This window comes from Streptomyces sp. NPDC107559, from assembly GCF_055657365.1.
Genome location: NZ_JBVKBD010000006.1, coordinates 1 through 22,291 on the forward strand (window position 1 = coordinate 1; position 22,291 = coordinate 22,291).

At 73.0% G+C, this 22,291-nt stretch carries 19 protein-coding genes; 14 read left to right on the top strand and 5 right to left on the bottom strand.

Annotated features, from left to right (window positions below; all coding sequences use genetic code 11):
• From treS to ACZ7OY_RS19340, 4 genes are all read left to right on the top strand, one after another.
• Positions 1-1,290: maltose alpha-D-glucosyltransferase (gene treS / locus ACZ7OY_RS19325; RefSeq protein WP_471912459.1), on the top strand; the 1,290-nt coding region annotated here is incomplete at its 5' end.
• Between the two features lie 28 nt (positions 1,291-1,318).
• Positions 1,319-2,680, top strand: coding sequence for a maltokinase N-terminal cap-like domain-containing protein (locus tag ACZ7OY_RS19330; RefSeq protein ID WP_471912460.1), 1,362 nt, complete (start codon positions 1,319-1,321; stop codon positions 2,678-2,680).
• A 4-nt stretch (positions 2,681-2,684) separates the two neighbouring features.
• Entirely contained in the window at positions 2,685-4,889 is a 2,205-nt protein-coding gene (gene glgB, locus ACZ7OY_RS19335) for a 1,4-alpha-glucan branching enzyme (RefSeq protein WP_471912461.1), read from the top strand.
• A 236-nt stretch (positions 4,890-5,125) separates the two neighbouring features.
• Complete coding sequence (locus ACZ7OY_RS19340) at positions 5,126-7,033, top strand: AMP-dependent synthetase/ligase (protein ID WP_471912462.1); 1,908 nt, start codon at positions 5,126-5,128, stop codon at positions 7,031-7,033.
• A gap of 34 nt (positions 7,034-7,067) precedes the next feature.
• Here the strand turns inward: ACZ7OY_RS19340 and ACZ7OY_RS19345 are convergent, their stop codons facing one another.
• Complete coding sequence (locus tag ACZ7OY_RS19345) at positions 7,068-7,247, bottom strand: hypothetical protein (protein WP_471912463.1); 180 nt, start codon at positions 7,245-7,247, stop codon at positions 7,068-7,070.
• 306 nt (positions 7,248-7,553) lie between these two features.
• Here ACZ7OY_RS19345 and ACZ7OY_RS19350 point away from each other — a divergent pair, with 306 nt between their 5' ends.
• Positions 7,554-7,988 (top strand): ATP-binding protein, encoded by a 435-nt coding sequence (locus ACZ7OY_RS19350; protein WP_471912464.1) that lies wholly within the window; start codon positions 7,554-7,556, stop codon positions 7,986-7,988.
• A gap of 98 nt (positions 7,989-8,086) precedes the next feature.
• Here the strand turns inward: ACZ7OY_RS19350 and ACZ7OY_RS19355 are convergent, their stop codons facing one another.
• Positions 8,087-8,458: a PRC-barrel domain containing protein gene (locus ACZ7OY_RS19355; RefSeq protein ID WP_384728577.1), complete on the bottom strand. Its 372-nt coding sequence runs from the start codon at positions 8,456-8,458 to the stop codon at positions 8,087-8,089.
• Between the two features lie 140 nt (positions 8,459-8,598).
• Positions 8,599-9,567 (bottom strand): anti-sigma factor RsbA family regulatory protein, encoded by a 969-nt coding sequence (locus ACZ7OY_RS19360; protein WP_471912465.1) that lies wholly within the window; start codon positions 9,565-9,567, stop codon positions 8,599-8,601.
• Between the two features lie 215 nt (positions 9,568-9,782).
• Here ACZ7OY_RS19360 and ACZ7OY_RS19365 point away from each other — a divergent pair, with 215 nt between their 5' ends.
• The 9 genes from ACZ7OY_RS19365 (at position 9,783) to ACZ7OY_RS19405 (ending at position 20,087) form a co-directional block, all read left to right on the top strand.
• The gene (locus tag ACZ7OY_RS19365; RefSeq protein ID WP_471912466.1) at positions 9,783-10,646 is read left to right on the top strand and encodes an RNA polymerase sigma factor SigF; all 864 of its coding nucleotides are present in this window, start codon (positions 9,783-9,785) and stop codon (positions 10,644-10,646) included.
• Positions 10,647-10,770: 124 nt separating this feature from the next.
• Complete coding sequence (locus ACZ7OY_RS19370; RefSeq protein WP_471912467.1) at positions 10,771-11,163, top strand: STAS domain-containing protein; 393 nt, start codon at positions 10,771-10,773, stop codon at positions 11,161-11,163.
• Positions 11,164-11,304: 141 nt separating this feature from the next.
• Positions 11,305-12,213 (top strand): STAS domain-containing protein, encoded by a 909-nt coding sequence (locus tag ACZ7OY_RS19375; protein ID WP_471912468.1) that lies wholly within the window; start codon positions 11,305-11,307, stop codon positions 12,211-12,213.
• Positions 12,210-12,626 carry an STAS domain-containing protein gene (locus tag ACZ7OY_RS19380; RefSeq protein ID WP_471912469.1) on the top strand — a complete coding sequence of 139 codons (417 nt, stop codon included), beginning with the start codon at positions 12,210-12,212 and terminating at the stop codon, positions 12,624-12,626. Before ACZ7OY_RS19375 ends, ACZ7OY_RS19380 begins: the two co-directional genes overlap by 4 nt.
• Positions 12,626-13,075: an anti-sigma regulatory factor gene (locus ACZ7OY_RS19385; protein WP_471912470.1), complete on the top strand. Its 450-nt coding sequence runs from the start codon at positions 12,626-12,628 to the stop codon at positions 13,073-13,075. The genes ACZ7OY_RS19380 and ACZ7OY_RS19385 overlap by 1 nt, the downstream gene beginning before the upstream one ends.
• Positions 13,075-14,157 carry a SpoIIE family protein phosphatase gene (locus ACZ7OY_RS19390; RefSeq protein WP_471912471.1) on the top strand — a complete coding sequence of 361 codons (1,083 nt, stop codon included), beginning with the start codon at positions 13,075-13,077 and terminating at the stop codon, positions 14,155-14,157. Before ACZ7OY_RS19385 ends, ACZ7OY_RS19390 begins: the two co-directional genes overlap by 1 nt.
• Complete coding sequence (locus ACZ7OY_RS19395) at positions 14,154-16,034, top strand: PP2C family protein-serine/threonine phosphatase (RefSeq protein ID WP_471912472.1); 1,881 nt, start codon at positions 14,154-14,156, stop codon at positions 16,032-16,034. The genes ACZ7OY_RS19390 and ACZ7OY_RS19395 overlap by 4 nt, the downstream gene beginning before the upstream one ends.
• A 329-nt stretch (positions 16,035-16,363) precedes the next feature.
• The gene (locus ACZ7OY_RS19400; protein ID WP_471912800.1) at positions 16,364-17,731 is read left to right on the top strand and encodes an NAD(P)/FAD-dependent oxidoreductase; all 1,368 of its coding nucleotides are present in this window, start codon (positions 16,364-16,366) and stop codon (positions 17,729-17,731) included.
• Positions 17,732-17,789: 58 nt separating this feature from the next.
• Positions 17,790-20,087: an FUSC family protein gene (locus tag ACZ7OY_RS19405; protein ID WP_471912473.1), complete on the top strand. Its 2,298-nt coding sequence runs from the start codon at positions 17,790-17,792 to the stop codon at positions 20,085-20,087.
• 176 nt (positions 20,088-20,263) lie between these two features.
• Here ACZ7OY_RS19405 and ACZ7OY_RS19410 read toward each other — a convergent pair whose 3' ends face one another.
• Together ACZ7OY_RS19410 and ACZ7OY_RS19415 are read right to left on the bottom strand one after the other, a co-directional pair.
• On the bottom strand, positions 20,264-21,097 hold the full coding sequence (locus ACZ7OY_RS19410) for a DUF1206 domain-containing protein (RefSeq protein ID WP_471912474.1): 834 nt from the start codon (positions 21,095-21,097) through the stop codon (positions 20,264-20,266).
• A 22-nt stretch (positions 21,098-21,119) separates the two neighbouring features.
• A complete protein-coding gene (locus tag ACZ7OY_RS19415; protein ID WP_471912475.1) occupies positions 21,120-21,989 on the bottom strand; it encodes a SigB/SigF/SigG family RNA polymerase sigma factor in 870 nt (289 codons plus the stop codon).
• Between the last annotated feature and the right edge of the window lie 302 nt (positions 21,990-22,291).

Below are 22,291 nucleotides of genomic sequence, written 5' to 3' on the forward strand. Positions count from 1 at the left end.
TACATGTGGGCCGACGACGACAAGCAGTACGGCGACGCCCGCATCATCTTCGTCGACACCGAGGTCTCCAACTGGACCTTCGACCCGGTCCGCAACCAGTACTTCTTCCACCGCTTCTTCTCCCACCAGCCCGACCTCAACTACGAGAACCCGGCCGTCCAGGAAGAGGTCCTGGCCGCCCTCCGCTTCTGGCTGGACCTGGGCATCGACGGCTTCCGCCTCGACGCCGTGCCCTACCTCTACGCCGAGGAGGGCACGAACTGCGAGAACCTCCCCGCCACCCACGAGTTCCTCAAGCGGGTCCGCAAGGAGATCGACGCCGGCTACCCCGACACCGTCATCCTGGCCGAGGCCAACCAGTGGCCCGAGGACGTCGTCGACTACTTCGGCGACTACGCCGGCGGCGGCGACGAATGCCACATGGCCTTCCACTTCCCCGTCATGCCCCGCATCTTCATGGCCGTGCGCCGCGAGTCCCGCTACCCCGTCTCCGAAATCCTGGCCAAGACACCGGCCATCCCCTCCGGCTGCCAGTGGGGCATCTTCCTGCGCAACCACGACGAGCTCACCCTCGAAATGGTCACCGACGAAGAACGCGACTACATGTACGCGGAGTACGCCAAGGACCCGCGCATGCGCGCCAACATCGGCATCCGCCGACGCCTGGCCCCCCTCCTCGACAACGACCGCAACCAGATCGAACTCTTCACCGCCCTGCTGCTCTCCCTGCCCGGATCACCGATCCTCTACTACGGCGACGAGATCGGCATGGGCGACAACATCTGGCTCGGCGACCGCGACGGGGTGCGCACGCCGATGCAGTGGACCCCGGACCGCAACGCCGGCTTCTCGTCCTCGGACCCCGGCAGGCTCTACCTGCCGACGATCATGGACCCGGTCTACGGCTACCAGGTCACCAACGTCGAGGCGTCCATGTCCTCGCCGTCGTCCCTGCTGCACTGGACCCGCCGCATGATCGAGATCCGCAAGCAGAATCCTGCCTTCGGACTGGGGTCCTACACCGAGCTCCAGTGCTCCAACCCGGCCGTCCTCGCCTTCCTGCGCGAGTACGAGGACGACCTGGTGCTGTGCGTGCACAACTTCTCCCGCTTCGCCCAGCCGACCGAGCTGGACCTGCGCGAGTTCGACGGGAGACATCCGGTCGAGCTCTTCGGCGGGGTGCGCTTCCCCGCCATCGGCGAACTGCCCTACCTGCTCACCCTCACCGGACACGGCTTCTACTGGTTCCGGCTCGCCCGAGTCGCACCCCGCACCGGCCGACAACTGTGAGCGTGCGCCGAGGAAAGGACGCGTCACCATGCCGAAGACCGCATATCTCCACCCGATCACTGCCGACGGCATCCAGCCGATGGCATCGCTCGGCGGACTGTTGCGGGAGTGGCTGCCGCGGCAGCGCTGGTTCGCAGGCAAGGACCGGCCCCTGACCGACCTCCGGCTGCTGTCGATGACCGAGCTGTTCCCGGGCTGTCTGCATCTGCTCGTCCAGACCGACCAGAACGGGGTCCCCGCACCCGGCGGCGCCACCCCGGCCGGGGACTGCTACCAGTTGCTGCTGGGCATCCAGGAACATCTCTCGCCCCGGCTCGGGCGGGCGCTGATCGGCCGGGCGGACTTCGGTCCGCTGGCCGGTCTTGCGGTCTACGACGCCCTCCAGGACCCCCGTTCGACGCATCTGCTCCTGGAGCGGCTGCGTCACCCGGGCACCCTGGGCCCGCTGCGGTTCGAGTCCGACGCGTCCGTGCCGGTGCCGGCCGGGCTGCCGCCGCGGCTGCTGGACGCCGAGCAGTCCAACTCGTCGGTGGTGTACGGCGACGCGTTCATCCTGAAGCTGTTCCGGCGCATCCAGCCCGGGATCAACCCCGATCTGGAGGTGCCGGTCGCACTGGCCGGGCAGGGCTGCGGGCGGGTGCCCGCGCCGGTGGCCTGGTTCCGCACCATGCATCCGCAGGAGGCGACACTCGGGGTGCTCCAGCCGTTCCTGCCCGGCGCCTCCGACGGCTGGGCGCTCGCCCTGCGCGCGCTCGCCACCGGCGACACCTTCACGGCGGAGGCCCACGAGCTGGGCCGGGCGACGGCGGAGGTGCACCTGGCGCTGGCCTCGGCCCTGCCGTCCTGCGCCCACACCGACAACGACCTGACGGCGGCCGCGATGACCGAGCGTCTGGAGTCCGCCGCGCACCACGTCCCGGCCCTGCGGCCGTTCGTCGGCGCCCTGCGCACCGCGTTCACCGCGCTCGCCACCTGCGACCCCGGTCCCCCGGTCCAGCGCATCCACGGCGACCTGCACCTGGGGCAGGTGCTGCGCGCCGGGCGCGACTGGTTCGTCATCGACTTCGAGGGCGAACCGTCGCGTCCGCTGGCGGAACGGCGCAGCGCGCACTCCCCGGTGCGCGACATCGCGGGCATGCTGCGTTCCTTCGACTACGCCGCCCGCCAGCGCCACCCCTGGCGACCGGAGTGGGCCCGGCGCTGCCGGGAGGCCTTCTGCGCGGGCTACGCCGACCGGGCGGGCTGGGACCCGCGCAAGAAACACGCCCTGCTGCGCGCCTACGAGACGGACAGGGCCGTCTACGAAGTCCTGTACGAGGCCCGGCACCGCCCGGACTGGATGCCCGTACCTATGGCGGCGATCGAGCGTCTCGCCGTGAGAGGAGCCTGACACCGTGGCACTGCGAGAGACCTCGCTTCCCGAGTCGGCCGGACCGGTTCCGCCGACGGCCCTGACCCTGGATCCGCAGGAGCGCCTGCGCCTGCTGTCGGGGGCGCACCACGACCCGCACGCGCTGCTCGGCGCCCACCCGGTGACGGGCGGAGTCCTCTTCCGGGTGCTGCGCCCGTTCGCCCGCTCGGTCACCGTCGTGGCGGACGGCACGCGCGGCGCCCTGGTCTCGGAGGGCGACGGCCTCTTCTGCGCCGTACTGCCGTTCGACGCGATCCCGGAGTACACGCTGCTGGTGGCGTACGACGACGCGGAGTACGAGGTCCACGACCCCTACCGCTTCCTGCCGTCGCTGGGCGACTTCGACCTGCACCTGATCCGGGAGGGCCGGCACGAGCAGCTGTGGAAGGCGCTCGGCGCCGAGCCGATGACCCACCAGGGCGTGACCGGCACCCGCTTCACCGTGTGGGCGCCCAACGCCCGGGGCGTACGGGTGGCCGGGGACTTCACCTTCTGGGACGGCACCCAGTACCCGATGCGCTCCCTCGGCGCGGCCGGGGTGTGGGAGCTGTTCCTGCCGGGCATCGGCGAGGGCGCGCGGTACAAGTTCGAGATCACCTCCCGGCACGGGGACCGGTTCCTGAAGGCCGACCCGATGGCGCGCCGCACGGAGGTGCCGCCCGACACGGCGTCGATCGTGACCGCCTCGCACTACGAGTGGGGCGACGCCGACTGGCTGGCGCGCCGCGGTGACACCCCGGTGCACGAGGCGCCGTTCTCCGTCTACGAGGTGCACCTGCCGTCCTGGCGGTCGGGCGCGACGTACCGCGAGCTGGCCGAGGAGCTCCCGGCGTACGTCCGGGAGCTGGGATTCACCCATGTCGAGCTGATGCCGGTGGCCGAGCACCCCTTCGGCGGCTCCTGGGGCTACCAGGTCACCGGCTTCTACGCGCCGACGTCCCGGCTCGGCTCGCCGGACGACTTCCGGTACCTGGTGGACGCGCTGCACCGGGCCGGCCTCGGCGTGATCATGGACTGGGTGCCGGCGCACTTCCCCAAGGACGACTGGGCGCTGGCCCGGTTCGACGGGGAGCCGCTGTACGAGCCCGGGGACTGGCGGCGCGCGGAGCATCCGGACTGGGGGACCTACGAGTTCGACTACGCGCGCATCGAGGTCCGTAACTTCCTGGTCGCCAACGCGGTGTACTGGTGCGAGGAGTTCCACATCGACGGGCTGCGGGTGGACGCGGTCGCCTCGATGCTCTACCTCGACTACTCCCGGGACTCGGGCCAGTGGGAGCCCAACGTCTTCGGCGGCAACGAGGACCTGGCGGCGAAGGCGTTCCTCCAGGAGATGAACGCGACGGTGTACCGGCGGGTGCCGGGTGTCGTCACCATCGCGGAGGAGTCCACCGCCTGGGACGGGGTGACCCGGCCCACCGACGGCGGCGGTCTCGGCTTCGGGCTGAAGTGGAACATGGGGTGGATGCACGACTCGCTGGAGTACATGAGCCACGAGCCGGTGCACCGCAAGTACCACCACAACGAGATGACCTTCTCGATGGTGTACGCCTACAGCGAGAACTACGTCCTGCCCATCTCGCACGACGAGGTGGTGCACGGCAAGCAGGCGCTGGTGGCGAAGATGCCCGGCGACTGGTGGCAGCAGCGCGCCAACCACCGCGCCTACCTCGGTTTCATGTGGGCCCATCCCGGCAAGCAACTCCTCTTCATGGGCCAGGAGTTCGCCCAGGGCGGGGAGTGGTCGCAGGAGCACGGCCCGGACTGGTGGCTGCTCGACCCGGCCTACGCGGCGCAGGGCGACCACCGCGGTGTGCGCGACCTCGTGCGCGATCTCAACACCGTCTACCGGGACACCCCCGCGCTCTGGCAGCGCGACACCCGGCCCGAGGGCTTCCGCTGGGTGGCCGGGGACGCCGCCGACGACAACGTGTTCGCGTTCCTGCGGTTCGCCGCGGACGGCAGCCCGCTGCTGGCCGTGTGCAACTTCTCCCCCGTCGTCCGGCACGACTACGAGCTGTGGGTCCCGGACTCGGTCGACGCCTGGCAGGAGACCCTCAACACCGACGCGGCACGCTACGGCGGCAGCGACCTCGTCCACCCCGAACCGGTCAAGCAGCTGGACGGCCGGATCACGCTCACGCTGCCGCCGCTGGCGACGGTCTGGCTGACGCCGGCGCAGCTCTAGGACCGGGCGGGTCCGGGCGCGGTGCCGTCACCGTGCCCGGACCCGCCGGTGGTCGTCCGGTTTGCCGGACCCGGGATTCAAACGGGGGCCGGCCCGGTCCGCCGTGTGGAAATGATCACGGCTCGATTACTTCTCCGTTCCCGGCCCCATCCGGTCTCTCCTGGGCTAGATTCGACCACCGTCGATAACAGTTCTCGTAGGCGGAGTCACTCCCCGTACACCCCAGGAGCCAGCGCATGCGCGACTTCGCCTTCGCTCCCCCGGCCACACCGTCCGTGACCGGGGGACTCGCCGACACCGTCTTCGACACGGCGGCGCGCAACCCCGCCCTGCCGCTGCTCGCCCGCCGCCGGGGCACCTCCGAGAACGCCTCCTGGGAAGAGGTGACGGCCGTCGAGGTCCGGGACACGGTGGTCGATCTTGCCAAGGGCCTGATCGCGTCCGGGATCTCACCGGGCGCCCGGGTGGCCGTCATGGCACGCACCCGCTACGAGTGGACGGTCCTCGGCCTCGCGCTGTGGACGGTCGGCGCCGAGGTGGTGCCGATCCATCCCACCTCCTCCCGCGACCAGGTCGAATGGATGCTGCGCGACTCGGGCTGCGTGGGCGTCGCGGTCGAGGACGAGCAGAGCGTGATGACGGTGGGCTCGGTGTGCGCGGGACTGCCCCGGCTGCGGCACGTCTGGCAGTTGGACGCGGGCGCGCTCGAACAGCTCGTGGAGCGGGGCGAGTTCATCCCCCTCACCACGGTGGACTCGCTGCGCCGTATCGTCATGCCGGACTCCACGGCGGTGGTCGCCTACACCTCCGGCACCTCGGGACACCCGATGGGCTGCGCGCTGAGCCACCGGAGTCTGGCGAGCCCCTGCGACACCCTGTTGCAGGGCTGGGGCCACACGGCGGCGCAGGCCGGGGAACAGCCGGCCGTCCTCGCCTTCCTGCCGTTCTCCCACGTGTACGGGCTCATGATCCAGGGCCTGTGCCTGCGCGGCGGCCTGCTCATGGGCCATGAACCCGACCTCAGCGAGGAGTCCCTGGCGTCGGCGCTGCTCTCGTTCAGGCCCACGTACTTCTACGCCGTACCGTCGGTCTTCGAGAAGCTGTACAAGACTTTCCTGCGCACGGCCCAGCAGACGGGCCGGGGAGCGCTGTTCGAGCGGGCCGCCGAGACGGCGCGGGACTTCGCCGCGGCGAACGAGCGGCAGCGGCTGGGCCGGGGCTCGGGTCCCGGCCTCGACCTGCGGTTGCAGCACGCCCTGTACGAGCGGACGATCTACCGCAGGCTGCGCGGCGCGCTGGGCGGCCGGGTGACCCGCGCCACCTCCGGCGGCTCACCGCTCAGCCGCGAACTCTCCCTCTTCTACGAGGGCATCGGCATCTACGTGCACGACGGCTACGGGCTGACCGAGACCGCCGGCGGGATCACCATGCAGCCGCTGGGCCGGGAGAAGTCGGGGACGGTCGGACAGGCGCTGCCCGGCACGGACATCCGGGTCGCCGAGGACGGGGAGATCCTCGTGCACGGACCGTCGGTCTTCCAGGGATACGTCAACGACGAGGCCGCCACCCGGGCCACGCTGCGCAACGGCTGGCTGGCCACCGGCGACCTCGGGCATCTGGACCACGAGGGCTACCTCACCATCACCGGCCGCAAGAAGGACACCATCGTCACCAGCGGCGGCAACAGCGTGGCGCCGGCCCCGCTGGAGCAGCGGCTGCGGATGCATCCGCTGGTGCACCAGGCGGTGGTAGTGGGTGACAACCGGCCCTGTGTGGGCGCGCTGATCACCCTGGACCCGGACTACCTGGTGCACTGGCGGGGGGCCCTGACCCTCCAGGGCGACACGCCCAACCGGGAGGCGCGGGAGGAGAACGCGCTGCGGGAGGAGATCGGGCGTGCCGTGGCCGCCGCAAACAGCGCGGTGTCCCGGGCCGAGTCCATCCGGGTGTTCCGGTTGCTCCCGGACCAGTTCGACCAGTCCAACGGGTTGCTGACCCCGTCGATGAAGCTGCGCCGGGACGCGATCGTCCGGCACTACGCGCAGGAGATCGAGGCGATGTACCAGGCACGTTCGCGTGTTCCGCGGCAGCCCACCGCGGAGGAGGTGCTCGGCTGGGACGACGCGGACAACATGTTCCGCTAGCCCCGGCCGCCCCGGTCGGTACCGGCCGCCCCGGTCAGCGCCGGCGGCCGCGGCTCGCCGCCCAGGCGGTGCCGACGCCCGCGAGGTGCAGGCTCAGCGCGGTCAGCCCGAGCAGCATCACGTTGGTCGATGTGAAGACGTCGTTGGTGGAGATGTCCGCGGCATTGATCAGGAACGCGATGAACAGCAGGACCGCCGCAACGATGGCCAGCACAGGTTCTCCTCTTGTCGATGGTGTCGGGGTCTTTCCGTGGCGTCCGGGTTCCCCGGAAACGCCGGGACAGCCGTCCCGGCCGCGATTTCCCCGCGCCGCGCAGCGTCGGCTCCGTCCCCGTACGCTCCGTGACCGGAGGCGGGCCCGGTGTGTCCCGACGGCGGGCCGGGGAAGGATCACCCATCCGGCCCCCACCTCGGACGCGTACGCCGCGCACCCCCGGGAACTCGCAGAGGTGACGAAGCGAGAGAGACGTGTGAGAAGGGACGACAGCCCTGCCGACGTCAGGGGTCGAAGAGAGGCGAGATGGCAGCCGAGCAGCGTGGGGACGACACACTGGCTTCCCAGGACATCGCGAGCCGTACCGTCGGCTTCAGCGGCGCGCCCGCGGACGTGACCGGTGCGCGCCTGGCCGCGGAGGACTTCCTGCGCGCCCTGGCCGGTGTCTCACCGCCCGCGTCGCCGGAGTGCTGGCACGACATCGTGCTGATCGTCACGGAGCTGGCCGCCAACGCCGTCCAGTACGCGCCGGGCCCGTTCGAGCTGCGGCTGCGCCGTACGTTCGACGGCGTGCACGTCACCCTGCACGACAGCAGCACCACCCCGCCGACGCCCCGCCGCTTCAACCCCGCCTCCGGTGGCGGCGGGATCGGCTGGCACCTGGTGCACGCGCTGTGCACCCAGGTCAGCGTGGTGCCCGCCGACCGGGGCAAGGACGTGCACGTCTTCCTCCCCTGGTGAGTCACCGGGCCGGACGGATCGGCCGTCCCTCCCCCGGTGGGTCACCGGGCCGGCCGTGGCGGTCGGTGTACCGCTGCGGGTGCGGGGCGGTAGGCGGGTCAGTCCCTCGCGCTCCTGGGCACGGCGAGCCGCTCGTAGTGCTCCCCCACGGTCGCCAGGTACCGCGCGTCCCTCGTCTCGCTGTCGATGCGGAACCGCGGCGCCGCCTTGACCGCGCCCTGCGTGCAGGCCAGCGAGATCCTGCGGGCCCTCGGGTCCACCCCGGTGACAAGACCCGCCGGAACCACGGCGCTCCTGCCGAACAGCCAGACCCCGCTGTCGACGACCAGGTGCCGCATGCCGTGGGGATCCGCCTGCCGCGCCACGTGCCCGACCGTGCCGTCGGTCGCGACGACGGCGTAGCCCGTCAGATCCTGCCCCTCGACGTGACCGCTGTCCGGTGCGTACGTCCAGATTCTGCCTGTGGCCACACTGCTCCTCCCTCTTCCTCCCCGGGCCTGTGCTGCCCGTGCGGGCGGCCGACGGTCGCCCGCCTGTCCCACACAGCACCAAATACCCTTTTCCCGCACGCGCATTCGGGCCTGGCAAGATCGTGCGGAGCGACATGACGTCAGCAGAGGTCGAGGCAGGCGCGCGTGACGGTGCCGTGCTCGCCGGTGTGGGTGCGCACCAGGTCCGCGAGCCGGTGCACGAGAAGCAGTCCGCGTCCCCCGATCTGCTCGGGGCGCGCGGGGCGGCGGCCCGCCAGCGGGTCGGTGAGCCGGCCGGAGTCGCGCACCTCGCACACGATCCGGCCGCCCTCGGCCCACAGTCCGAACGTGCCCCCGCCACCCCCGTGCACCACGCTGTTGGTCGTCAACTCCGCCACCACGAGCGCCAGATCGGGCAGCCGGACGGCGCTCATGCCCCGGTTGCGCGCCTCGTGCACGGCGATGTCCCTGGTGTCCGGCAGCGCCGCGGCGTCGAAGCGGACCGTGACCGCGCGCGGCGGGGGCGGCAGCGGGAGGTTGCAGCGTTCCAGCGCGCCCTGCGGATCGTAGGCCCGGCTGACGGTCGTACGCCCTGCGCCGACGACGAGCGGGTGCGTGGCGTGCGCGTCGGCGAGCGTCCCGGCGGACAGGGCGCGGGCGTCGTAGGGGCACAGGATCGTCACGGGCCGCCCCTGGAAGGCCGTGTTGATCAGCGCCTCGTGCTGGACGCAGGCCGGATACTCCTCGGCGGTCCGGCCGGGCCAGACCGGCTCCCCGACGATCCGTGCCCGGCGGTCGTCGCCGACGGCGTCCGCGAACGCCCGCAGCACCGTCGGGATGATGCGGCCGGGGTTGCGGCCGGCGGCGGTCATGTCGGTGAAGCGCACCTCGGCGGCGCGCGCGCCGAGCCCGTCCTGGATCAGTTCGAGCCGACGCGCGGGCACGGCGACGGCCACCGGCTCCCCCGCCGCGAGGCCTTCGAGGACGAAGGACACGATCTCCGCCCGGTACTCGTCGTCACCGCGATAGAGGAATGCCGGGTGGACGAACGACTCCCCGGGGCTTTGCGCACGCCCTTCCTGCACCACCCGCACCCCCGTCTTCCGCATCCCGTCCCTCAGCGTACGTCGCCGTCCTGACATACCGTCGGGGCCGCCGGGTCCGGTGTGGCGGGCCCGCCTCCTCAGCCGACCCTGCCCAAGCGGCGCTTTTCGGCCATGTCTTCGAGCCGCACCACTTTCTTTCGCCTCCCCCTGACATGAGTTGGGGAAGCCGGGGCAGTCGACCCCTGTCAGCAACTCGTACGACGAACGGAGTGGGCGGCATGAATGCCGTGACGGCAGCGGAGCAGACGGTCACGGACGGCCTTCGGGACGGTCTGCCGTTCATCGACAGCCCCTCACAGGTCAGCCCGAAGGACGCACGCGAACTCTCCCGCCGGTTCTTCGACCGGCTCGCGACCCTCGAGGAGGGCACGCCCGAGCACCAGTACGTGCGCAACACGCTGATCGAGATGAACCTCTCCCTGGTGCGCTACGCCGCCTCCCGTTTCCGCAGCCGCCAGGACTCGATGGAGGACATCGTCCAGGTCGGCACGATCGGTCTGATCAAGGCCATCGACCGGTTCGAGCTGTCCCGCGAGGTCGAGTTCACCTCGTTCGCCGTCCCGTACATCGTCGGTGAGATCAAGCGCTTCTTCCGCGACACCAGTTGGGCCGTGCATGTGCCCCGCCGGCTCCAGGAGGCCCGGGTCGAGCTGGCCAAGGCAACCGAGGAGCTCCAGACCCGGCTGGACCGGATGCCGACCACGCGCGAGCTCTCGCAGCTCATGTCGCTGTCGGAGGAAGAGGTCATCGAGGCCCGCAAGGCGGCCAACTGCTACACGTCGTCCTCCCTCGACGCCGCCCTCACCTCCGACGGCGGCGCGGACGGCGAGTCGGTGCTGGCCGACTTCATCGGCGAGGAGGAACCGGCGCTGGAACTGGTGGAGAACTTCCACTCCCTGGCGCCCCTCATCGCCGAACTCGACGACCGGGAACGGCTGATCATCCATATGCGCTTCGTGGAGGAGCGCACGCAGGCGGACATCGGCAAGGAGCTCGGCATCTCCCAGATGCACGTCTCCCGTCTGATCACCCGCATGGTCCGGCGGCTGCGCGCCGGACTGCTGGGCCCCGAGATCGCCTGACACCCCTGTGCCCGGTGCCGCCGCCCGAGGGCGGTGACACCGGGCACAGCCTTGTGCGGGGACCTGTGCCCCCCGCACCGCAGACCAGCACCGGATCAGGTCGTCCGCACGCGTGGAGGCATTCGTGACACGAGCCCGCAACCCCCTGTCCGTCGAGGTCACCGTGCCCCGGGAGGACATCGCCCTGGTCGCGGTCGAGGGCCATCTGGACCTCGACACCGCGACCGAGTTCCAGCACCAGCTGGCCAACCAGCTCCACCACGGCCGCCGGCACTTCCTGCTCGACCTCTCCGCGGTCCCGTTCATGGACTCGTCCGGCATGAACATCGTGCTGCGGGTGTACCAGGAGGCACGCGGGGTGTCGGGGAGCGTGCACGTCATCGCGCCCGCCCCGGCCGTACGGCGGATCCTGGACCTCACCGGCGTCAGCATCACGGTCCCCGTCTCCGAGACCGTCGACGACGCCCTCGCGCTGGTCGGCACGGCGCCGCAGGCCTCCCCGGACCCCCGAACCTGACGGTGCGCCGCAGGCCCCCCGGACCGGCGGACCTGACGGGCCACGCGCCCCGGCCGGGGCAGGACCGGGCGACGGGCGGGCCGGGGCGGGGCGACGGCCGCCGGTCGCCGCCCACCGCGACAGACACGAGGAGTGAAGCAGGTGCCGGAGCACGAAGCGGAAGCACAGCAGGGATCACCGGCCCGGCAGGTCGGGGTCTTCCTGCGCCGCCGCCGCGAGCAGATCGCGCAGCGGTGGGCCGACGAGCCGCTGTTCCGTGCGGTGTTCACCGTCTCGCGGGACGAGGCGGTCGAGGCGGGACGGTCGGTGGCCGACGCACTGGCCGAAGTCGCCACGGCGGAACGGGTGGCGGATCCCGAGGCCACCGGATTCACCCTGGTACGGGAGCAGTTGGCGCGGATGGCCGCCTCGCGCGCCCGTGCCGGACTGGGCACCGCGCAGGTGTCGAGGGAGGTCGACGCGCTGCGGCCGCCGGTCGTGGACCTCCTGGTCGCCGACCTCACCGGCCTCGCCGACGTGCCGCCCGGACAGCTGCGGGAGTGCGAGTCCGCGCTGACCGTGCTGCTCGGCACCCTGCGGCTGGTCGTGCTGGAGACGGCGCTGAGCGAGGGCGAGGCCCTCATCGACCGGCAGCGGCTGCAACTGCTGGAGGTGGCCACGCCCGTCATCAAACTGTGGGACGGCATCGTGGCCGTACCGCTCATCGGGACGCTCGACAGCGCCCGCAGCCAGGTGGTCATGGAGACGCTGCTGGAAGCCGTCGTCGACCAGCAGGCGCGGTACGCGATCCTCGACATCACCGGTGTGCCGACGGTCGACTCGCTGGTGGCCCAGCATCTGATGAAGACGGTCGCGGCGGCCCGGCTGATGGGTGCGGAGTGCGTGGTCTCCGGCATCCGGCCCGCGATCGCGCAGACCATCGTCCACCTCGGTCTGGATTTGGGCACGGTGGTCACCCGGGCGAGCCTCGCCGACGCCCTGGCGCACGCCCTGCACCGGCTGGGCGCGGACATCGTGCACGCCACGCCGGGCGGTGCGGGGGCGCGGTGACCGACGAGTTCTCCCGCCCGCCCATGACGCACGTGCCGGTGCTCCGGCTCGGTGACGTCCTCCTGGTCACCCTCCAGGGGGACCTGCACGACAGCACGGCCGAGCAGCTCCAGCAGGACATCACGGAGCGGATCGGCAGCAGCGGGGTGACGGGCGTCGTGATCGACATCTCCGGCATCGAGATCGTGGACTCCTTCCTCGGCCGGGTGCTGGCCGAGATCGCGGCGAAGGCAGGGCTGCTGGCGGCCAGGACCGTGGTCGCGGGCATGCGTCCGGCGGTCGCGATCACCCTGGTGGAGATGGGGCTGACGCTGCCGGGGCTGCGTACGGCCCTGAACACCGAGGCGGCTCTGCGCCTGCTCGGCGACCCGGCGCGAGTCGACGCCGCCGGGCCTCGGCCGGGGAGACGGTGATGGAGGCGGCCGCGGGCGTCGACGCCCGCCTGCCGATCCGTTCCGACCTGGACCTGGTGTGGGTGCGCCAGCATGTGCGCCAGGCCGCCGCCCGGCTCGGTTTCGGTCTGGTCGAGCAGACCAAGCTGGTCACCGCGGCGAGCGAACTGGCCCGCAACACCCTCGTCCACGGCGGCGGCGGACAGCTGACGGCGGCCCGGGTGGCCCAGGGGCGGGCGCAGGGGCTGCGGCTGGCCTTCAGCGACGAGGGCCCGGGGATCGCGGACCTGGAGCGAGCCCTGCGGGACGGCTACACCTCCGGCGACGGGCTGGGGATGGGCCTCGGCGGCGCGCGCCGGCTGGTGCACCGGTTCGCGATCGACAGCACCCCGGGAGTCGGTACCACGGTCACGGTGACGTCCTGGGCGGGCCGGCCGCCCCGGCCGGGGCACCCGCGCGAGGAGTGGTGATGGCACGGCTGTGGGACGTACCGGTGCACGACTCGACCCGGGTGCGCGACTCCAGGGTCGCCGCCGAGGAGGCCGCGGCGCTCGCCGGGCTGGACGAGCGGCGCACCGCCGCGGCCGCGCTGGTGGCCAGCGAGCTGGCCACCAACCTGCTCAAGCACGCCGGCGGCGGACAGCTCCTCGTCGACCTGGTCGCGCCGTCCACGGCCGGCGAGGGCCGGGACCGGCACGACGTCGTGCAGATCGCCGCGGTCGACCACGGTCCGGGCATGCCCGACGTCGGGGCCGCCCTGCGCGACGGGTTCTCGACGGCCGACTCGCTCGGCGCGGGCCTGGGCACCTGTGTCCGCCTCGCCGACGACTTCGGCCTGCACAGCGCGCCGGGCCGGGGCACGGTCGCCCTGGCCCGGATCGGCGCCGCCCCCGGCCGGGCCGGGCGCGCCGACGCCGCGGTGGCAGGCGGCGCGCAGCGGTGCGTGGCGCGGGCCGGCGGGATCAACATCCCGTTCGCCGGGGCGGACTGCTCGGGCGACACCTGGGCGTGGGTCCGCGCGGGCGACCGGCTGACCCTGATGCTGGCCGACGGGCTGGGACACGGGCCGCAGGCGGCTCACGCGTCGACGGAGGCGGCGCGGGTGCTCGGCCGATCGGCCCACCTCTCCCCCGCCGAACTGCTGCGGCACCTGGACGCCGGACTGCGCGGCACCCGCGGCGCGGCCGTCGCGCTGGCCCAGCTCGACGCGGACACCGGCCGGTTGACCTTCGCGGGCATCGGGAACATCGGGGCGCGGCTGCGCGAGGGCGGCACCTGGCGGCATCTGCTGTCCCGGCCCGGCATCGTCGGCGTCCACCGCCCCGCGACCCTGCCCGAGACCCGGCTGCCGTGGGGCCCGGACCGGCTGCTCGTGCTGCACAGCGACGGGCTGCCCAGCCGGTGGGTCCCGCCGTCCGACCCCGGTCTGCTGCTGGCCGACCCGGCGGTCGTGGCCGCCGTGACCGTGCGCGACGCCGGCAGTGCCGCCCGCCCGGTCAGGGACGACACCGCCGTCGCCGTACTGGCGCCGAACCCGCCGGAGGGCCCATGAGGCAGGTCTGGCCGGTCGCGTCCGTCACCGACGCGGCGCGGGCCCGGATCGCCACGGCCCGGGTCGCCGCCGCGCTCGGCGTGCCCGTCCTGGAGCGCACCCGGCTGGTCACGGCGCTCAGCGCCCGGCTGCGGCAGTGCCTCACCAAGGGCGGCGGCTGGCGGCTCACGCTGGAGGCGTCCTCGGCGCCGGGCGGACAGCGGTCGCTGCGCGTCCTGGTGCGTCCCCGGGAGGGCGGGGAGCCGACGTGGCGGATGGCGGTGCGCTGCACCGAGGAGGCCCGGACGGCGGGGCCGGACCCGGTGGCCGACGGTCCCGGACTGCTGGCGGAGGCCCTGCTCGGCGCCGACGAGGACACCGCTCTCGTGCTGGGCAAGCTCGCGGACCAGGAGGCGCTGGTCGCCTGTCACCGCGAGGAACTGCACCAGACGAACCAGGGCGTGCTCGCGCTGCACGGCGAGCTGGACGCCGCCGGACGGGCCCAGCGCGAGGCGTTCGCCGCCGAACGCGCGGCGCACCGGGAGGCGGAGCGCGCCCGGCGCAGGCTGACCTTCCTGGCCGACGCGAGTGCGGTGCTGACGGCGTCGCTGAACCACGACGAGATCGTGCGCAGGCTGCCCGAGCTGCTGGTGCCCGAGTACGCCCGCAGCGTCGACGTCTGGCTGTTCGACGCCGAGGACGAGCAACGGCTCCCGGAACCGTCCGGGACCGACACCGGCCGACAGCCGCCCGGGACCGCATCCGCCGAGGACGACGGTCGGCACCCCGGCGCCGCCGCGCCGGCCGGCCCCCACGCCGACGCGCCGGTGCGGGGCGGCGGACCCGGGCGGTCCGGTGCACGTCCTGCCGCCGCCGTGCTCGCGGCCCGCACCGGCCGGCCACAGTACGCCGCCGGGCACCCCGGCGGGCTGCCCGGCGTCGACGACCAGCCGCCCTCGGCGCTGGACCCGGCCCGGCCGCTGCTGTGCGTCCCGCTGCCCACCCGGCACGCACCCCTCGGCGTGCTGACGCTGTCCCCGCCCGGCGGACGCTGGGACCCCGACGACGCGGTCATGCTGGTCGAACTCACCCGGCGGGCCAGCATCGCCATCGACAACGCCCGGCGTTTCGAACACAACCGGGACATCGCCGAGACGCTTCAGCGCGCCCTGCTCACGGACCTGCCCCGCACCCCGGGCCTGCGCCTGGCGGCCCGCTATCTGCCGGCCACGTACGGGCTGAACATCGGCGGGGACTGGTACGACGCGTTCCGTCAGCCCGACGGGAGCCTGATCACGGTGATCGGCGACGTGACCGGGCACGGACTGCGCGCGGCCGTCATGATGAGCCAGCTGCGCACCGCGCTGCGCGCGTACGCCGTCGACGGCGGCAGCCCGGGCGAGTTGCTGACCCGGCTGCACGTACTGCTGCGTCATCTGCAACCCGATCTGTACGCCACCGCGGTCATCGCCCGTTTCCACCCGGACGACCCCACGGTGACCTGGGCGGCCGCCGGTCATCCGCCGCCCGTGCTGCGCGGGGCCGACGGAAGCGTCCGGGTCCTCGACGCCAAACCCGGCGCGATGCTCGGCATCCCGCTGGAGCAGCGGATCGCCGACCACACGGTGCGGCTGTCCCCGGGCTGCACGCTGGCGCTCTACACGGACGGTCTGGTGGAGCGCCGGGCCCGGGGGATCGACGCGGGCATCGAGCGGCTGGCGGCCGCGCTCGGCGCGTTCCGCCCGGCGGAGCTGGACGCGGACCTGGACGGCGTGGCGGACCGGATGCTGCGTCCGCTGCTCGGCGACTCCCCGCGCGAGGACGACGTGTGCCTGCTGCTGTGCCACGTCGACGGCCCGAGCGGCCGGACCCGGCAGCCGGGGCCGGCGCCGTCCTGACCGCGCGGCGGCCCGTGCGGAGCTCCGGGGAGCCCGGAAAGGTGCCGGACGAGGTCCGGGGAGTCCGGAAGGGTCGCATAGGTGTACGGCGTCGGGCTCGTGGAACCCGTGGGGCCGGTGGGACCCGCGGGAGTGTCGTCGCGTCCCGGCTCCCCACGCGCCATGGCCGCCGAGCAGGCAGACTGAAGATCTGTTCGTTCGTCTGCACGCCACAGCACCCGGTCGGCGGGTGTTTCGGGCGCGGTGCGATCGGGAGGTGCGATGCAGCGCCCGGCGGGCACGCGAATGGTGCCGAGGCAGACCGCCTGGAGCCGCAGAAGGGATGGACCATCGTGACACGACCCAGGATCCTGGTGGTGGGCGCGGGCTTCGCGGGAGTGGGGTGCGTACGGCGCCTGGAACGCAGGCTTCCCCCGGGCGAGGCCGACATCACTCTGGTGACGCCGCAGTCCTACCAGCTCTATCTGCCCCTGCTGCCCCAGGTCGCCTCCGGCGTGCTGACGCCCCAGTCGATCGCCCTGTCCCTGCGGCGCAGCAAGAAGTACCGCACCCGGATCATCCCGGGCGGTGCCATCGGCGTGGACCTCAAGGCCAAGGTCTGCGTGATCCGCACCATCACCGGCAAGATCGTCGACGAGCGGTACGACTACATCGTGCTGGCCCCGGGCAGCGTCACCCGCACCTTCGACATCCCCGGGCTCGTCGATCACGCGTACGGCATGAAGACGCTGGCGGAGGCCGCGTACCTCCGTGACCACGTCATCTCGCAGCTGGATCTCGCCGACGCCAGCGACGACCCGGCGGAGCGCGCCTCCCGGCTCCAGTTCGTGGTGGTCGGAGGCGGCTACGCGGGCACCGAGACCGCCGCCTGTCTGCAACGCCTCACGCACGGTGCCGTCCGGCGCTATCCGCGGCTGGACCCGAGCCTGATCAGGTGGCATCTGATCGACATCGCGCCGAAGCTGATGCCCGAACTGGGCGACAAGCTCGGCCGCAGCGCCCAGGAGATCCTGGCCCGGCGCGGTATCGAGGTCTCCCTGGGCGTCTCGATCGACAAGGCCGCCGCCGAGGAGGTCACCTTCACGGACGGCCGGGTGGTGCCCACCCGCACCCTGATCTGGACCGCCGGGGTGGTCGCCAGTCCGCTCATCGCCACACTCGGCGCGGAGACGGTCCGCGGGCGGCTCGCGGTGAACGCGGAGATGCACCTGCCCGGCGAGGACGGTGTGTTCGCGCTCGGCGACGCCGCCGCCGTACCCGACAGGGCCAAGGGCGACGACGCGATCTGCCCGCCGACCGCGCAGCACGCCATGCGGCAGGGCCGGCACGTCGCCGACAACGTCATCGCGACACTGCGCAACCAGCCGCTGACCCCGTACGTCCACCGGGATCTCGGTCTGGTCGTCGACCTCGGCGGCGCGGACGCCGTGTCCAAGCCGCTGGGCATCGAACTGCGCGGACTGATCGCCCAGGCGGTGGCGCGCGGCTACCACTGGTCGGCGCTGCGCACCAACGTCGCCAAGGCGCGGGTGCTGACCAACTGGACGCTCAACGCGCTCGCCGGCGACGATTTCGTCCGCACCGGCTTCCAGTCCCGCAGGCCGGCCAAGCTCAAGGACTTCGAGTACGCCAACCACTATCTGACCCCGGACGAGGTACGGGCCCACGTGGCCCGGACGCATTCGCCGAAGCAGTGACACGGCACGCCGCGTCCGGCGCGCGCGCAGGCCGTGGGGCGGGAGAGAGCGCGGCGACGTGAGGGCGGCCGGAGGGGCCTGGGCCCGGCTGCGGGACGACCTCGCGGCATCCGATCCCGGGCTGCTGCGGCTGGCCGCCGGGCTGCGGACCGTGGGGTCCGTGGCCCTGACCCTCGTCGTGCTCGCCCTGCTGGGGACCGACGTGCCCCATCTGGTGGCGGGGGCCATCACGGCGATGGCCGCCTCGTTCGCCGTCCAGGAGAAGCAGCGCGACCGGCAGGCCGTCACGCTGGCCCTGGGCCTGCCGGTGGCACTGGCCTCGCTGACCCTGGGCGCGCTGCTGAACTCCCGGGTCGTCCTGGGCGACCTGATCTTCCTGCTGGTCATCTTCGGCGCCGTCTACGGACGCCGGTTCGGCGACCGCGGTACGGCGCTCGGCCTGATCGCCTTCCAGATCTACTTCGTCTCCCTGTTCGTCGGTGCCACCGTCCCCGCGCTGCCCGCCCTGTACGGCGTCCTGTGCGTGGCGTTCCTGTGCAGTGCCCTCGTGCGGTTCGTGGTCGTGCCGGAGACTCCCGAGGGCGTGCTGGAGCGGCTGCGCCAGGCATTCAGGGCCCGGTTCGCCCAGCTGGTGTCCGCGCAGGTCGAACTGCTGGACGCGGGTCCCGACGACGTGCAGAAGGCGCTGGAGCACGTGCGCGGCGGCACCGCGCGGCTGCACGAGACGGCGCTGCTGATCCAGGGCCGTCTGGAGGACGGCACCTCCGACCCGTCGGTGGCCCGGCTGCTGCAACGCCGGATCGCGGACGCCGAGGTCACCGCCGAGCGGCTGGGGCTGCTGGTGCTGACCGCGCGCAGTCCCCACCAGGCCGACAGCACCCTCGACCCCGGCACTCTCACCCTGCATCTGGCCGGCGCGCCGCTGCCGTCGGGCGGTCGTCTGCCGGTGCGGGAGGAGGCGACGGACACGCTGCGGCGGGATCTGGAGGCGCTGCGCCTGCTGGTGCTGCGCCCGGTGTCCGGGAGCCGGGGCACCGCGTCGGCCGTACTGCGCAACCGGCTCCTGGGCTACCGCGAGGAGGAGAACCTGCCGCCCGCCTCCCCGGCCGTCCGGGACGTCTTCCGGGGCGTGGGGGAGGCCGCGCGGGCGGTGCTGGGTCTGCGCATCGCCCTCGACGGGCCCCAGGACGAGACGGACGACAGCCCCTCGACGGCCCGTTCCCGCGAGGAGCTGGACGCCGAGGACGCCGCGATCGCCGGTGCCGAGGAGCAGGAGCAGCGGACGAGCACGCTCACCGGCCTGGACCGGCCCACCACCCGGACGGCCGTGCAGGTCTCCGTGGGCTCGGCGCTGGCCATGGTCGGCGGGGAGTTGCTCTCCAGCCAGCGCTGGTACTGGGCGGTGCTGACCTGCTGGATCGTGTTCGTCAACACGGCGTCGACCGGCGAGATCCTGGTCAAGGGCTCCCGCCGGGTCGTGGGGACCGTGCTGGGCGTGTGCGCAGGCATCGTGCTGGCGGGGCTGGTCGGCCACCACACCTGGACGGCGTTCGCGCTGGTGCTGTTCTGTCTCTTCGCGATGTTCTACACGGCTCCGCTGTCGTACACGCTGATGTCGTTCTTCGTGACCGCGGCGCTGGGGGTGCTCTACACCCTGCTGCACACCTACTCGCCGTCGGTCCTGATGCTGCGGGTGGCGGAGACCGCGCTCGGGGCCGCGTGCGGGGTCATCGCCGCGGCGGTGGTGCTGCCGGTGCGCACGGCCCGTCGTACGGACGAACTGCTGGTCACGGTGCTGGAGCGGCTCGGCGAGGTCACCGACACTGCGGTCGGTCAGCTCAGTGGCGGGGACCCGGCCGATCTGCTGGACCGGGCGCGCGAGCTGGACCGGTCCCTGAGCGATCTGAGCGCCGCCGTGCAGCCGCTGACGCATCCGGTGACACCGCTGCGGAACCGGCGCAACACCGCTCGCTATGTGCTCGCGCTGCTGGAGACGTGCGCCTATCACGCCCGTTCCCTGGCGGCGACGGCCGAACTGCTGCCCACTCACCCGTCGATCGCGGCGGACCCGCGGCTGCGGCGGGCGGGGCGGCGCGTGGTGGACAACATCGCGGCGATCGCCGCACGGGTCGGGCACCTCGCGGACGAGGAGGCCGGCGAAGAGTTCCGGGTGTGGACCGGCCCGAGCATCGCGTCCCTGCTGGGACCGGACGTCGGCCCCCGCTTCGGCCGGGTCACCGACCGGGTGCTGCGCCATCTGCAACGCCTGGACGAGGCGGTGGTGGGCCTGGCCCGGCCGCTGGACGTCCGGGTGGTGACCCCCGAGGGCGAACCGCGGGCAGGCGCCCGCCGGTGACCCCCGAGGACGAACCGCGGGCGAGCGCCCGCCGGTGACAGCCGAGGGCCGGCTGCGGGCGAGCTCCCGTCCGCGACGGCCAGGAACGAACCGCGGCCAAGCTCCCGCCGGTCACACCCGAGGACGACCCACGACCAGGCGCCCGCCGGTGACAGCCCCCCGCGCCAGGCCCGCCGTCAGACCCTGCGCCAGCGGGACAGCGCGAAGGAGAACAGCCCGAACAGGGCGAGACCGGCGGCCACGCAGCCGAGCAGCGACGGGCCCAGCGGCGTGGCGGCGAACGCGCGCAGGCTGTCGTCCAGGCCCTTGGCCCGGTCGGGGTCGAAGTCGACCGCGGCGCGTACCGCGGACGCGCCGACCGCGGCGAACACCAGACCGCGCGCCGCGCCGCCCGCCACGCCCGTCACGTCCACCAGCCGCCGGGCGCCTCGCGACATCTGCGCGAGCTTCAGCTCGTCACGGTAGGAACGCATGACGGCGCGGGCCCCGATCCAGACGCCCGCCACGACGACCGCGGCCCCGGCCGCCGCCACCAGCCACTGCCCCGCGGGCAGATGGAGCACCCGGGCCGTGACGTCCTTGGACTCCCGGTCGCCGGCCCCGCTGCCGCTGCCGCCCGCCCCGGCCGCGAAGGCCAGCACCGAGAAGGCGACGAAGACGTAGAAGACGCACCGTACGACGGCGAGCAGGCGCATGTGCGGCTTGTGGCCGTCCGGCCCGACCGCGCCGAAGACCGCCTCGGACAGCCGCCACACGGCCATGCCGACCACTCCGATGCCCAGCGCCCACAGCAGTACGTCGCCGAAGGGCTGGTCGGCGATCTCGGCGAGGGCGCCGCCGCGATCGGCCTGGTGGCTGCTGTCGCCGACGGCGATGCGCAGCGCGAGCACCCCGACGAGCAGGTAGATGACGCCCTGCGCGACGAGCCCGGCCCGCGCGGCGCCCTCCGTCACGGATCCCCTCGCCACCCGCTCGGCCTCGCTCCGCCCGCCGTCGGTCTTGACAGTCATGTCCGTCGCGTCCTCCGCGCCCTCAGGCCGTCCGGCCGCGGCTGCCCCGGCCCGGCCCGCGCCGGCTTCCGTGCCGCTCCAGCGCCTGGTCGCGCACCCGGGCGCAGCTGCGGCTGATGAGCCGCGACACGTGCATCTGGGAGATGCCCAGCCGGTCGGCGATACGGCTCTGCGTCATGTCCTCGAAGAAGCGCATGTACAGCACGGCGCGCTCGCGCTCGGACAGTCGGCGCAGACCTTCCTTGACCGCCTCGCGGTCGACCACCACATCGTAGGAGGTGTCCGGCTCGCCCAGGGTGTCCACGAGGCTGTGGCCGTCGTCGGCGGACGACAGCTCGGCGTCCAGGGACAGGGTGCTGAAGCTCTCCAGTGCCTCCATGCCCGCGCCGACCTCGTCCTCCGTCAGCCCGGTGTGGGCGGCGATGTCGGTGACCGAGGGCTCGGGGGTGCCGGGGTTCAGGGTGAGTTCACGGCGCGCGACGCGCACCTTGTTGCGCAGTTCCTGCACCCGGCGGGGCACCCGCAGGGCCCACATCCGGTCGCGGAAGTGCCGTTTGACCTCACCGGTGATGGTGGGCACGGCATAGCTCTCGAACGCCCCGCGGGACGGGTCGAACCGGTCGACCGCCTTGACCAGTCCGAGGGCCGCCACCTGGCGCAGGTCCTCCAGGGACTCGCCGCGCTCGCGGAAGCGTCCGGCGATCCGGTGCGCCATGGGCAGCCAGGCGGCCACGAGCCGGTCGCGGACGTCGTCCCGCTCGGGACCGTCCTCCAGGTCCACCAGACGGGTGAACAGGCCTGCGGTGTCGGGGGTGTCGTCGTGCGGCCGCCGCGCGGGCGGGGTGGGACGATCGCGTGCGTCGGTGCTGTCTGTCGATGCGTCGATGAGCATGCGGAATCACTCCCGGACAGATGGTTTCTGGGATGTGCGCGGGAGGGGCCTCGCTCGGCGGCCCCAGAACACCGGGGCCTGCACTCCGCTCCCGCGGGCGCGCCTCCGGTCCGAAGCACGAACGTGCGTCTGCCCTGGCTTGCGGGGCGCAAACTCGGCGGCCTGACAGGAGGCCGGGGACGGACGGCGCGGCCGCGGGGCCGGGAGGAAGCCTCGCTCCCGCCGGGCCCGGGGGAAACCCCGGCAGCGGTCCGCGCACTTCGGCGGACCCGCCGGGTGCACGGGCTCCGCCCGCGTCACCG